Genomic DNA, 14,068 nt, shown 5'->3' with positions numbered 1-14,068 from the left:
AATAAAAGTGTTAATTTTTTAAAATTTGAGGTAATAATACAATGATTTAAATAAAAATTAGGTGAAATACTATGATTTTATTAATTATTCTGTTTCAAATTTAAAATTTTACTAAAAAAATATATTGAAAATTTGAACTTCAAAATTTCAATATATTTTCTCATTGAAATAAACATCTTATGATCAACATATTTAGTAAAAAATGATTTTTTATTTCACTAATTTATTTAATCAAATTTGATCAGGTTAACTTCATGGATTAAACATATAAATTTATTAAAGTACTGTATTGTAAATATTTAAAAAAAAATCAAGGAAAAAAATCATTTTCTCTTTCTCAGATATTTGGTGATTATATTCAATTGATGTTTTTTAAAAAAAAGGGGAGAAATCCCTGATTTATAAAACTTTTAGTGTCAAGAAAAAATTTCAAATTTATTGTTTATAAATGTGTTTTTTAACACGTAAAACATACTTTTTGTCAGGTTTACAAGTAAATAGTGTAAGAAAAAGTGTTAATTCGTTAATTTTTTTGCAATATTTGCAGTAAGTATTTAACGGTTTACCCCTAATTTCATTATCTGACTATAAAAGTATAACCAACCTATAAGTTTAAGTCATATAGTGTAAGACCAACAATATATGAAAAATTTTACTCTACCCCTATGTGAAAATTATACCTATAAAAATTTTCTTCTTATTTTTTTATTGTCTTTTTCACTTTTCGCAAATGCCCAACAACTTTTAGATTTTCAAAATGCTGTTATTGTAAATTCAGGTGCGCCACTCGCTGTTGGAACTCAATATCGTTTTGCCAATGTAACTACTATTTCTGGTGGGATCGATGTAGATGCCCTTGTAACGATCACAAATGCACAGGCAGCGACACTAACGTCTTTTGATGATAATACCTCTGTTTTAGCGACAGGAATTTCCGATTTTAATCCAACGGTACAACTAGATGGCGCTACTATAGTAAATGGATCAGCAGATGGTGCTTTTGTTGATTTTAGATTTGAATTTGTTTTAAACACAGATAATTCAATTCCAATAGATATAGAAGTAGATGCATATTCTTATGATGTAGATGGTGATGGAGGTGAGGTAAGAGAGTATGTTGTTATTTCAAGTTTTGGAAGCTATGTAGTCAATGATCCTACTCAGCTTAATTATCTAGGAGGAGGCCGATTCGAATCAAGTACAACACTAGGAAATCCAGGAAATACTGCCGATGCAAATTTTTTAGTGCGTACTAATTATCCAAGAATACAAACGTTCACGTATCGCGCTGGAGTTTTGCGGGATGTAGGAATTTCTACAACTCCAACGTTGTTTGGGTTGGCGTTTCAACCCATTTCATTTACTACCGAGGATACTACAGTATTGACGTCAGATTTGGTAACCCAGAAAAGTGTTGATAATGCAATACCTTTAGAAAATGAGACTATAACGTATACAATAACTGTAGTTAATAATGGTCCAGATGATGCTACATCTGTAGCATTAACAGATGTGCTTCCATCGGGAGTTACCTTTTCTAGTGCTACTGCTGTAGGTGGTACAGTAAATTCATATGATGATGGTTCTGGTTTATGGAATATAGGTGATTTAAATAATGGCAATACAGCTATCTTAACAATTGATGCTACAGTCGATTCAGGAACCAATGGGACTAAGATAATAAATCAAACCTCTGCAGCTATGGCTAATCAAACAGATGATTCTAGTACAGCAGATATTTTGAGAGTTGTTATTAGACCAGATATCGATAGTGATGTCGATACGATTTCAGATATTATAGATCTTGATGACGATAATGATGGGATTTTGGATACAGAAGAATGTGCAACCAATACGTCTACAGTAGATCTTACAGGAACTGACACACAATCGAGTACTGGTGGCTATCCAGTAAGAGTTGTTGGGACAGGAGTTTCTGGATCGGGAACAGGTAATGTCGAGTTTCCTTCTACTTATACGATCAATACGACAATAAATGGTAATGATGTATACGAAGGCTGCGAGTTTCGTTTCTCCTTCGACGGTTTTGATGATGGGCTTCGTTTGATTATAGATGGTGTTGAACGTTTATATTTTGACCAAAATATTTTTGATAATGTACGAGGCGCAAATACAACGGAGTTTAATTTTGGAATTTTTGATCTGGATGACAATAATGAATGGAGACCATGGCTTGATGAAGGAAATCCCGAGTTATTAATAAGTGATGGTAGTATTCAATTAATGTTAGATTCAAAAATAGGAAGAGTCAATGCCTTACCCTATATGGATAGTAGTAATCCAAATTGGGTATGGGATGAGTCTTTTAGTTTAGACTGCTTATCTGGAGTTTCTTTTGTATTATCCAATGTAAATTCTGCTGGTAATGCAAGTATCACCAACCCTATACTAACCTCAGATATTTTTGTATGTACCGATTCTGATGGAGATGGTATCATCAATAGATTTGAACTAGATAGTGATGGAGATGGGTGCTTTGATGTTGTAGAATCAGGGGGTAATGATCCAGATGATGATGGTATTATAGGAGAAGCTCCTTATTCTTATGATAGTAACGGTCAAGTTATAGGAACTAATGTAACTGGCGGTTACAATGGTGTAACAGGGAATGAAATCTTGCCTATAGGATATACAAATGACACAACTATTGATGGCGTAGTAAGTGTTAATGAAGGGGATACGTTCATAATTTCGTCGGATGCGGTTGCTACACAAACCGATGTTTGGAACGGAGGCCCCCTTTTTGAGCCCAACTATGCAGCAGGTACAGCTACCAATGTTTCTAATGATTTAGTATATACTTGGACCTTTGATGATGGTTCTGGAGCCGTTGTAGTTACCCCCACAGAATCGGGAGCTACAGGTCAGACCTTTGATTTTGGTACGATAACCGCTTCAGATTATGGAGAATATCAAGTAACCATTACGCACTTAAATAATGTATGTATTTCTGAAGTTAGAACCGTAACAGTAGGACCTGATTGTTCAAACGGAACTATAGTTGGTACGCCAACAGCAAATGATCCCGATGCCGATGGTTTAAACAATAGCTGTGATCTTGATGATGATAATGATGGGATTTTGGATAGTGTTGAAGGTAGATGTGATCAACCAAGTGTAGCTAATTCAAACTCAGGTTCTGGTTCATTTCAAGATCAGTTGTATATTTTTAACTGGGATGGAGTTGATTTGAGTAACGGAATTCAAAATGGAGATACGCAAACTTTTGTTTTACCCGATGGGTTGTCAATCACCGCCACTTTCTCAAATGTTTCTAATGCTACCAATGCGAGTTCATACACTCCCACAGACTTAAATACATTTGCAGGAGCATTCATTCATCAATTATACAATACGCCAGGAACTCAAGAAGCGTTATTAGGAGCTTTGGATGCACATGTTTCATTTAGAGTTACATTTACCGCTACCAAAGCAGGAGTAGCATTTCCATTGGATATTATTGCTTTGGATGGAGAAGCCACGGCAGATCCAGAAGAAAGAATAACATTCACAACCAATGGAGGTAATTGGAGATTGTTAGAAACTATAAATACAGGAGGTAACTTTACAGGTGAAGGAACAAAAGTTTTGGATGTTGAAGATACAGAGACTTCTGGAGGTAACTCAATTTTTTATTCAGAAAATTCGAGTACTATCGATGTTGATATTCTTTCCATCAATGGTAGACAAGGAGTAGCCTTTGGTCTTTATTTATTATGTGATACAGATAATGATGGTGTGCCTAACTCACAAGATTTGGATAGTGATAATGATGGTATTTATGATATAGACGAAGTAGGTACTGGGAGTCTGGATAGCAATGATGACGGAAAAGTAGATGCAATGGATACGCCTGCTACGGGTGATACTGATACCGACGGATTAGCAGATGCAATAGAAACGGCTAATGGACCAGATACAGGTACGCCCCCCATAGATACAGGGAGTGATGGGTCTTTTGATTTTTTAAATCTTGATAGTGATGGAGATGGATGTAGCGATGCTAATGAAGCCTATGATGATCCAAATGCCGATGGAGGTGACGGGGGTCAATTTGGAACTACTGATCCAGCCACGGTAGATAGCAATGGTTTAGTGAACGAGACAGGAGTTGATTATACACTTGGGACAAATAGTAATGTAACTACTGCTGGATCTGTATCAATTACTACGCAACCTGTAGATCGAGAGATCTGTGTAGGAGGAGATACTACTTTTGAAGCGGTGACTGTTAATGGTGATTCCTATCAATGGCAGATCTTCAACGGTACACTATTTGTTGATCTTAACGATACTGGAATTCATAGTACAACTACATCAGAAACGCTGACAATTACGAATGCAGCAACTTCGGATAACGGAAATCAATATAGGTTATTGGTCTCTAGTACAACGTCTGTTTGTGGTATTCTTATTTCTGATACTGCTATATTAACTGTGAATTCTACTACGGCAGGGATAAGTAGTAGTGATTCAGATAATACCATTTGCGCAGGCGATAGTGTAACCTTTACAGGAAGTGGAGGAGATCAGTATGAGTTTTTTGTAGATGGTGTAAGTGTACAAGCACAATCCGCTACAGCAACATACACGACGACAACTTTATCTAATGGGGAAGTAGTTACGGTGCGTGTAGTAAATACCACGACAAATTGTTCAGCTGTCAGTTCAGGTATCACCACTACGGTAAACGCTTTGCCTACGGCAGGGATAAGTAGTAGTGATTCAGACAATATAATTTGCGCAGGCGATAGTGTAACCTTTACAGGAAGTGGAGGAGATCAGTATGAGTTTTTTGTAGATGGTGTAAGTGTACAAGCACAATCCGCTACAGCAACATATACCACGACAACTTTATCTAATGGGGAAGTAGTTACGGTGCGTGTAGTAAATACCACGACAAATTGTTCAGCTGTTAGTTCAGGTATCACCACTACGGTAAACGCTTTGCCTACGGCAGGGATAAGTAGTAGTGATTCAGACAATACCATTTGCGCAGGCGATAGTGTAACCTTTACAGGAAGTGGAGGGGATCAGTATGAGTTTTTTGTAGATGGTGTAAGTGTACAAGCACAATCCGCTACAGCAACATACACCACGACAACTTTATCTAATGGGGAAGTAGTTACGGTTCGTGTAGTAAATACCACGACAAATTGTTCAGCTGTTAGTTCAGGTATCACCACTACGGTAAACGCTTTGCCTACGGCAGGGATAAGTAGTAGTGATTCAGACAATACCATTTGCGCAGGCGATAGTGTAACCTTTACAGGAAGTGGAGGGGATCAGTATGAGTTTTTTGTAGATGGTGTAAGTGTACAAGCACAATCCGCTACAGCAACATACACCACGACAACTTTATCTAATGGGGAAGTAGTTACGGTTCGTGTAGTAAATACCACGACAAATTGTTCAGCTGTTAGTTCAGGTATCACCACTACGGTAAACGCTTTGCCTACGGCAGGGATAAGTAGTAGTGATTCAGACAATACCATTTGCGCAGGCGATAGTGTAACCTTTACAGGAAGTGGAGGGGATCAGTATGAGTTTTTTGTAGATGGTGTAAGTGTACAAGCACAATCCGCTACAGCAACATACACCACGACAACTTTATCTAATGGGGAAGTAGTTACGGTGCGTGTAGTAAATACCACGACAAATTGTTCAGCTGTCAGTTCAGGTATCACCACTACGGTAAACGCTTTGCCTACAATAGTGATAAGTACAGCTCCTACATGTTCACTTAATTCGACAACTTACGAATTAGAGGTTACCGTTAGTAGAGGTACTGTAACAAGTACACTAGGTACAGTTAGTAATATATCTGGAAATGTTTGGAGAATAAATAATGTTACCGCAGGAATGGATGTTGATATAACTGTTTCCGATAATGGGTGTGGACAAACGATTTCTAGTGTAACACCAATATGTTTAGATGCTTTAGATGATACAGTGGTTGTAGATGGTATAATGGGAGGAAATGCTATCCAAGTTGTAAATACTAATGATGTCTTGAATAATAATGGAGTTATTTTGGGTTCTAATGTCTTTATAAATAGTGTTAATGACCCAGTGCTAGCTGATGGAATAGGTTTGAATCAAGCTACCGGAGAAGTAGAAGTAATTGCAGGGGCGACATCTGGCAATTATACGATCTCTTATACTTTATGTAGTATTGCAGATCCTTCTATTTGTGATATAGCAACAATAAATATTACTGTAACATCACCACAGTTTGTTTTAACAAAAACTGGAGTAACGAATGGAAATACTGTAGGAGACGAAATCGTTTATACGTTTCAAGTTTTAAATTCTGGAAATATAGATATTAATAATATTATCGTTGATGATCCTCTATTAGGAACCCCGTCAATAGCAATCACTCCGTCTACATTAGCACCAGGAGAACAAGGTGTAGCAACAGCTACTTATGAGATTACACAGGAGGATATTAATACCGGAGAGGTGATCAATAGTGCCACTGCGATTGGAACTGATAGCCTTGGGAATGGTGTTACAGATGTTTCTGATAACGGAGATGAAACAATTGATACAGATGGAGATAGCGATCCTACAAATGATATAACCGTTACTCTTATTGAGCAATTACCAAATTTAGATCTTGTAAAAACGGGTGTATATATTGATGTTAACGAAGATGGTATACCTAATGCAGGCGATCAGGTTGCATATAATTTTAGCATTACAAACAATGGGAACGTTACGATTAGTAACATAACCTTAGAAGATCCTTTAGAAGGTATTGTGTTAACAGGAGCACCTTTTGACTTAGCTCCAGGTGAGACAGATACGACCACCTACACGGCTAGTTATGTAATTACCGAATGGGATGTTGCAAATGGAAATGTAGTTAATCAAGCGCTAGTTAGAGGAACCGACCCTAATGGTGATGAAGTAACAGATCTATCCGATGATCCAACAAGTGACTCCTCCATCGATCAAGATAATGATGGTGATGGAGAGAATGAAACAATCACGCCATTTGGCCAGGATGATGGTCTTATAGTTTATTCTGCAATAAGTGCAAACGGCGATGGTTCTAATGACGAATTTAGAATACCAGGTTTGCAAAGATATCCAGAAAACACACTACGCATTTATAACCGTTGGGGCGTTCAGGTATTTGCAGAGAATGGTTATGAACAACCTGGAAGCACCTTCTTTACTGGAATGAGTACGGGTCGAGTTACGGTAAAACAAGAAGATCAATTACCTGTAGGTACTTATTATTATGTTTTAGAATATAAAAATCAAGATAACGAAACCATGAACAAAGTGGGCTACGTATATCTAAATAGATAAGTATAGCTTATACAATAATGAAGAAAGAAATTGATTGATATTATGCATTATTAATTAGTAGCTATTAATAGAAAGAGAAAGAATTGTTTGGTAGAATTTTATATCATCAACAACAATATTTTCTGTAAAAAGGCATATTGATCAGATGCTTGCGACACCAAGTACTTCATCTGTATACGTTTTTAAATCCAACTTGATAAGTAGTAGTTAAAGATATCCTTGTAAGTAATGATTTAATACCACACCTAGTAGGATTGATTTCTTGTCTATAAAATACAATGAACACATTAAAACCAAAACCATGAAAATATTATTACTTATAGCAATGATTTGCATATTTTCTATGCCAATTCACGCACAACAGGATGCTCAATATACCCAATATATGTATAATACTATTAGTGTTAATCCAGCGTATGCAGGGAGTCGTGGAGCTTTAAGTATTACAGGTCTTCATAGAAGTCAATGGGTAGGTGTGGAAGGAGCACCTAGATCTCAAACGCTATCGGTAAATACACCTTTGGGTATCGATAACCAGATAGGTGTAGGTTTTTCTGTGATCAATGATCAAATCGGCCCCACAAGTGAAACATATTTTGATGTAGATTTTTCATACACCATTAGAACCTCAGAAAAAGCACAACTAAGTTTTGGTGTCAAAGCAGGGGGTCACTTATTAAATGTTGATTTTAATAGATTGACAAAATATAATATAAATGATCCAAGTTTTGAGAGCAATATTAATAATAAATTTAGTCCTAATTTAGGCGTAGGGCTTTATTATTTCACAGATGTTTTTTATTTAGGATTGAGCGCTCCTAATATTTTAGAAACAGATCACTTTGATGAGCAAAGTACTGTTGAGACTTCCAATACAACTTCAGTTATAGCCAAAGAGCGCATTAATTATTATTTGATAGCAGGACATGTATTTGATATAAGTTCAAATGTTAAATTTAAGCCAGCGCTTTTGACAAAGCTAGTCACAGGAACTCCACTTCAAGTGGATGTTTCGGCTAATTTTTTACTTTATGATCGCTTTACGGTTGGAGGGGCTTATCGATGGAGTGCTGCTTGGAGTGCACTTCTTGGTTTTCAGGTTTCTGATGGTGTTTTAATAGGTTTGTCCTACGATCGAGAAATAACAGAACTAGGAACTGCAAAATTTAATTCGGGTAGTTATGAGCTCATGGTTAGATTTGAGCTATTTAAAAGTTATGATAGAATCTTAACACCTCGCTTTTTTTAACCAAAACAGAAACGATTATGACCTCAAAAATAGAAACTATAGTAATAATTGCTCTAATACTAACCTGTAATCTCTTTGGACAAGAGAAACAATTAGCCAAAGCCGATGAGAAGTTTAGTAGATACGCCTATGTAGATGCTAGACAAATCTATCTTAATGTTGCCAAAAAAGGATATTCTTCTGCTAGTTTATACAAGAAGCTAGGGGATTCATATTATTTTAATGGAGATCTAAAAAACTCTGTTACTTGGTATGAGAAATTGTATGAGTCGTATAAAGATGATATGGGTACTGATTATTTATTTCGCTACTCTCAAGGTTTAAAAAGTATAAAACGCTACGAAGATTCTGACCGTGTTATGGAGTTATTCAGAGAATTGATAAACTTTGATAAGCGTGCTGATTTTTTTACTAATGCCGAGGATTATTTAAAATTTATTGATTTACAATCAGGTAAATTCAATATGTCCAACTTAGCAATCAATTCAAAATTTTCTGATCATGCTCCAAGTTTTAATTATAACGAAGAGTTAGTATTTGCATCCTCAAGAGAGGGAGGTAAAATGACCAAAAGTGTTCATAAATGGAACAATATGCCTTTCTTGGATCTGTATGTATCACAAATAAGTAATGATCCAGATACACTAAGCAAACCCCGCAAATTAAAAGGAGAGGCCAACACCAAATTTCATGAATCTACTACATCCTTTACAAGTGATGGAAAAACAGTTTACTTTACACGAAATAATTACACCAATAATATAAAAGGCGCAGATGCAAATGGAACGATGCTTTTGAAGTTATACAGAGCCCAGATAAATGGTTCTGTTTGGGAAAACATCGAAGAGCTTCCTTTCAATAGTGATGAGTACTCTGTAGCTCATCCGACCATAAATCGGGAGGGAACCCAACTATATTTTGTTAGTGATATGCCAGGTACTGTTGGATTGTCAGATATATTTGTTGTCGACGTATATGAGGATGGTTCTTTTGGAACTCCTATCAATTTAGGGGATAACATAAATACAGAGGGTAGAGAGACGTATCCATTTATTAGTGAAAACGGAGAGCTTTATTTCTCGAGTGATGGACATATGGGCCTAGGAGGTCTTGACGTTTTTATCTCGGTCAAAGAAGAAGCAAGCTTTAAAAGACCATTTAATGTAGGAAGACCCATCAATAGCACCGAAGATGATTTTGGATTTATTATCAACCCCGAGACTAAAAAAGGATTTTTATCAAGTAATAGAGAAGGAGGTTTAGGTAAAGACGATGTATATAGCTTTGAGCAAACAGGAAAACTAATAACAAGCTGTACACAATATGTAAAAGGAAAAGTATATGATGATAAAACCAATGCACTATTAACTGGAGCCACAGTAATTTTATTAACAGAAGAGAATGTTGAAGTAGATCGTATGCTATCAGATGCAGCAGGAGTCTACAGGTTTGAAAATCTAGACTGTGATAGAGCCTACATAGTTAGGATAGAGCAGGAGGGATATAGTGCACAAGAAACTGTTTTTAGAACAACCTCTGTATTAGAGCAGGAGAAGGAACTATCTCCTATACGCACTAGAAAGATTGAGAAGGAAGTGATGGTTACAGAAGGAGACGATCTCAATGATATATTGGATCTAGAGCCTATTCATTTTGATTTTGATGACTATTTAATACGAGATGATGCAAAGGTAGAGTTGGCAAAAGTTATAGAAGTAATGCAGCAAAACCCTACGATGAAAATCGAAATACGCTCCCATACAGATAGTAGAGCTTCTGCCGACTATAATCTAAAACTAAGTGCTAGACGAGCTAAAAAGACAGAGAATTACATCGCAATTATTGGTCAAATCGATAGAAGCCGTATTGCTTACAAAGGATTTGGAGAAGAACAATTATTAAATGATTGTGTAACTGGTGCCGAATGTTCTGATGAAGAGCATGAGAAAAATAGAAGAAGTGAATTTATTGTAATTGAAAATTAAGACAAGAATAATTAGATGATCATAAAAAAATTAAACCTCACAAAAAGTATAATAAATTATAGATTATGATTTGCTAGTATGATTTTGTATTTTTGGCAGAATACTAAAGCATGGAGGAAGAAAAGGTAATTTTAGTTAATGAAAAAGACGAGCAAATTGGCTTGATGCCAAAGATGGAAGCTCACCAAAAAGCTATGTTGCACAGAGCTTTTTCTGTCTTCATTCTTAATAAAAAAAACCAATTAATGCTTCAGCAACGAGCATTACAAAAGTATCATTCTCCAGGACTCTGGACCAATACGTGCTGTAGTCATCAACGAGAAGGTGAAACTAATATTATAGCGGGTCGGCGAAGATTGCAGGAAGAAATGGGGTTTACCACAACGTTAAAGGATACTATTTCATTTATTTATAAAGCTCCTTTTGATAATGGATTAACAGAGCATGAGTATGATCATATCTTGGTAGGTACTTATGAAGATAACCCTAATATCAATACGGATGAAGTTGCTGCATGGAAATGGATGTCTCTAGAGGATATTCGTGAAGATATTGAAGTCTCACCAGACCGCTATACTGCATGGTTTAAAATTATTTTTGAAAAGTTTTATTCGCATATCACCTTATGAAAATAACCGCTTGCAGAACTGCTCATTTTAATGCAGCTCATAGACTTTATAAAAAAGAATGGAGTGACAAAAAGAATCAGGAAGTTTTTGGTAAATGTAGCAATCCTCTTTATCATGGCCACAATTACGAACTAATTGTGGCAGTAACAGGTGAAGTTGATCCAGAGACTGGTTATCTAATTGACTTAAAGATTTTGAAAGAATATATTAAAACCGAAATAGAAGATAGCTTAGATCACAAAAATCTAAATGAAGAAGTAGTAGAGTTCAAAGAATTAAATCCAACAGTAGAAAATATAGCGATTGTAATTTGGAAAAAACTTAGAAAGAAACTGGCTTTAAAATTCGATATAGAAGTCACCCTATATGAAACTCCGCGTAACTTTGTAATATATCGAGGAGAATAAACGATTAATAATATTGATTATAGCTTAGATTTACAGCAACTGTTGTTTCCTTTTTAATAAATCTAGCATAAAAAGTAACAAGCATTTTGAATTTTTTGATTCTTTGAGAAGTAAAAGAATGAATAAACGTTTAAAAGAAGTTTTCAATATAAAATGGTTAACTAAGTAAAGATTATAAATGATATTTCGAAGTAAAGACCCCAAAAAAAGAAATAAATAAATGAATAATCAATCTTTATATATACTTCAATTTGAACCAATTTTAAAAGAAAAGATTTGGGGAGGCAATAAGCTTAGAACAATTTTAGGAAAACAATCATCTTCAAATACATTAGGTGAGAGTTGGGAGATTAGTGATGTAGACGGCGAAAGTTCGATCATTTGTAATGGAACTCTAACTGGTAAATCTCTTAGTGAAATAACTCAAAACTTTTCATCGAATCTATTGGGTAAAAAAAACAGTGAACGTTTTGGTAATAAATTTCCTTTACTAATCAAGTTTATTGACGCAAAAGAGGATCTTTCAGTACAATTACACCCAGGAGATGAAATAGCGATGGCAAAGCATAATTCTTTAGGTAAAACTGAAATGTGGTACGTTGTCGATGCGGAAAAGGATGCGAATATCATTATAGGATTTAATAAAAAAGTAGATAAGGATTTATACCAAAAGCATGTAGGTAATAAAACTATAAAAGATATTCTTCACTATGAAGCTGTAAAAAAAGGGGATGTTTTTTTTGTGTATTCGGGTCTTATTCATGCTATCGGAGCAGGTGTACTCATTGCCGAGATACAACAAACATCAGACATAACCTACCGAGTGTATGATTGGGATCGTGTTGATAAACTTGGTAATAGTCGAGAGTTGCACCAACAAGAAGCCTTGGCATCCATAGATTTTGATAGTAATGAAAAGTATAAGATCGATTATAGCTCTCGTCCTAATAAAAATACACCTCTAGTTCATTGTACACATTTTAAAACTGAATTAATTGAAGTTACCGATACAATAATCATGTCTCATAAAACCTTTGATTCATTCGTAGTATACATGTGTGTAGAGGGAGAGGTAGCAATCTCTGCATCTACTAATACAGTTAGCTTAAAAGCGGGTCAAACAGCATTAGTTCCAGCAGCGATAAAAGAATTATCGCTAAATTCTAAATTTTCGAAACTTTTACAAGTGTACATTTAATTGAAAAGAGTAGTTTTGCATAAAATTTTATATAATGGCAAATAAAAGAGATCTTAAGAAAGATATAAATTATGTTTTGGGTGATATTATAGAAGCTGTGTATTTATGGCAGGCACATAATCCAGAGGCAGATAAACAAGCTTCAGAAAATATAATTTCTGAGGCAATTAATACTTTTGATAGTTTAATGGTTCGCGTGAATGAGCGTAAAGTTGAGAATTATGCAGCGCACTTTAAAGCAGTACGCGAAGATTTAGAAAAGAAAGCAATTGAATTGATAGAAAAAGTAAATTCTTTATAATTTTTTTTAAAAAAGTATTTGCAAATATAAAATCAAAATTTATATTTGCAGCCGCTTCGCCGATGTAGCTCAGCTGGCTAGAGCAGCTGATTTGTAATCAGCAGGTCGTGGGTTCGAGTCCCTCCATCGGCTCAAAAAGCAAAAACTCCAGATAAATTATCTGGAGTTTTTTTTATTATATAAAGCTACGTTTTCTTAGTTGGCTATTTCGTTATACGCTTCTTTTGCCTTACGATCTTTAATATATTGAATTAATTGTTTACCATACATAGATTTTCTTACTCTAGGGCTCATAGAGTTCGCAATAGTATCTAAAAATTTAATATTAGCATCAAAAATTTCGTTGAGAGTTATATAAGGTGAAACTTCTAATTTGCGATTAGTGACTGCAAAATTAATAGTATACAGATACTTTTGTTTTAATAGTTTTTTATAGGCAACATCATTTTCCATCAGCTTATCCTGATCGTTTTGTTTACTTGCCTCAAAGTTTTCTTTAATTAATCGTAGGTTACGATCATTAAAACGCTGATTCATTTTCTTAAATTCCTGAAGTTTTATTTCGTTTTTGCCTCCAATGATCATCACATCTTTTTCAAAGCCTGTCAAGGTGGTTTCTATTGTAATATCACCTGGTTCTGCAAAAAAGTTTAAGCGATCATTGTATTGTGCTCCATCTTCTTTATCAAGATATAAATACAATACCTCTGGCTCCTTGAGCTCTGTTGACATGATAAAATTTGGATCTCCAGCAATAACAACGGAATCAATATTTACCAAAATAGTGTCTTGTATTCTTTGAAGGTATAAAGTCCCTTTTTTAAGACCTTTTACGGTACCATTAATAGTTACATTTCCTTTTTTTGGAGATGAACAGCTTATTAAAAAGCAACATATGGTAATAATGGTAAGGTAGTGTTTCATCGATAATATGTTAGTTAATTTTATGTTGCGC

At 35.1% G+C, this 14,068-nt stretch carries 8 protein-coding genes and 1 tRNA gene; 8 read left to right on the top strand and 1 reads right to left on the bottom strand.

Annotated elements, in window-relative coordinates:
- Nucleotides 1-642 precede the first annotated feature (642 nt).
- From ACE939_RS09665 to ACE939_RS09630, 8 genes are all read left to right on the top strand, one after another.
- Nucleotides 643-7,344: a gliding motility-associated C-terminal domain-containing protein gene (locus ACE939_RS09665; protein ID WP_378185283.1), complete on the top strand. Its 6,702-nt coding sequence runs from the start codon at nt 643-645 to the stop codon at nt 7,342-7,344.
- A 301-nt stretch (nt 7,345-7,645) separates the two neighbouring features.
- Nucleotides 7,646-8,593: a type IX secretion system membrane protein PorP/SprF gene (locus ACE939_RS09660; RefSeq protein ID WP_378185281.1), complete on the top strand. Its 948-nt coding sequence runs from the start codon at nt 7,646-7,648 to the stop codon at nt 8,591-8,593.
- Nucleotides 8,594-8,610: 17 nt separating this feature from the next.
- A complete protein-coding gene (locus ACE939_RS09655; RefSeq protein ID WP_378185279.1) occupies nt 8,611-10,578 on the top strand; it encodes an OmpA family protein in 1,968 nt (655 codons plus the stop codon).
- Between the two features lie 110 nt (nt 10,579-10,688).
- The gene (gene idi / locus ACE939_RS09650; protein WP_378185277.1) at nt 10,689-11,207 is read left to right on the top strand and encodes an isopentenyl-diphosphate Delta-isomerase; all 519 of its coding nucleotides are present in this window, start codon (nt 10,689-10,691) and stop codon (nt 11,205-11,207) included.
- A complete protein-coding gene (locus tag ACE939_RS09645; RefSeq protein WP_378185276.1) occupies nt 11,204-11,614 on the top strand; it encodes a 6-pyruvoyl tetrahydropterin synthase family protein in 411 nt (136 codons plus the stop codon). Before idi ends, ACE939_RS09645 begins: the two co-directional genes overlap by 4 nt.
- 220 nt (nt 11,615-11,834) lie before the next feature.
- Nucleotides 11,835-12,812, top strand: a complete 978-nt coding sequence (locus ACE939_RS09640) for a type I phosphomannose isomerase catalytic subunit (RefSeq protein WP_378185274.1) — start codon at nt 11,835-11,837, stop codon at nt 12,810-12,812.
- A 34-nt stretch (nt 12,813-12,846) separates the two neighbouring features.
- Nucleotides 12,847-13,113 (top strand): hypothetical protein, encoded by a 267-nt coding sequence (locus tag ACE939_RS09635; RefSeq protein WP_378185272.1) that lies wholly within the window; start codon nt 12,847-12,849, stop codon nt 13,111-13,113.
- Between the two features lie 58 nt (nt 13,114-13,171).
- A tRNA-Thr gene (locus ACE939_RS09630) sits at nt 13,172-13,245 on the top strand.
- Nucleotides 13,246-13,308: 63 nt separating this feature from the next.
- Here the strand turns inward: ACE939_RS09630 and ACE939_RS09625 are convergent.
- Nucleotides 13,309-14,037, bottom strand: coding sequence for a DUF4369 domain-containing protein (locus tag ACE939_RS09625; protein WP_378185270.1), 729 nt, complete (start codon nt 14,035-14,037; stop codon nt 13,309-13,311).
- Nucleotides 14,038-14,068: the final 31 nt, after the last annotated feature.

The organism is Aquimarina rhodophyticola, from assembly GCF_042434915.1.
In the GTDB taxonomy this organism is placed as follows: Bacteria; Bacteroidota; Bacteroidia; order Flavobacteriales; family Flavobacteriaceae; genus Aquimarina.
Note: the sequence above shows the minus strand (reverse complement) of the source record. Positions and strands in the feature narration are given on the sequence as shown.

Coding starts and splice junctions, on each gene's coding strand:
- ACE939_RS09635 (WP_378185272.1), top strand. CDS start 12,847: ATGGCAAATAAAAGAGATCTTAAGAAAGATATAAATTATGTTTTGGGT.
- ACE939_RS09645 (WP_378185276.1), top strand. CDS start 11,204: ATGAAAATAACCGCTTGCAGAACTGCTCATTTTAATGCAGCTCATAGA.
- ACE939_RS09655 (WP_378185279.1), top strand. CDS start 8,611: ATGACCTCAAAAATAGAAACTATAGTAATAATTGCTCTAATACTAACC.
- idi (WP_378185277.1), top strand. CDS start 10,689: ATGGAGGAAGAAAAGGTAATTTTAGTTAATGAAAAAGACGAGCAAATT.
- ACE939_RS09625 (WP_378185270.1), bottom strand. CDS start 14,037: ATGAAACACTACCTTACCATTATTACCATATGTTGCTTTTTAATAAGC.
- ACE939_RS09665 (WP_378185283.1), top strand. CDS start 643: ATGAAAAATTTTACTCTACCCCTATGTGAAAATTATACCTATAAAAAT.
- ACE939_RS09640 (WP_378185274.1), top strand. CDS start 11,835: ATGAATAATCAATCTTTATATATACTTCAATTTGAACCAATTTTAAAA.
- ACE939_RS09660 (WP_378185281.1), top strand. CDS start 7,646: ATGAAAATATTATTACTTATAGCAATGATTTGCATATTTTCTATGCCA.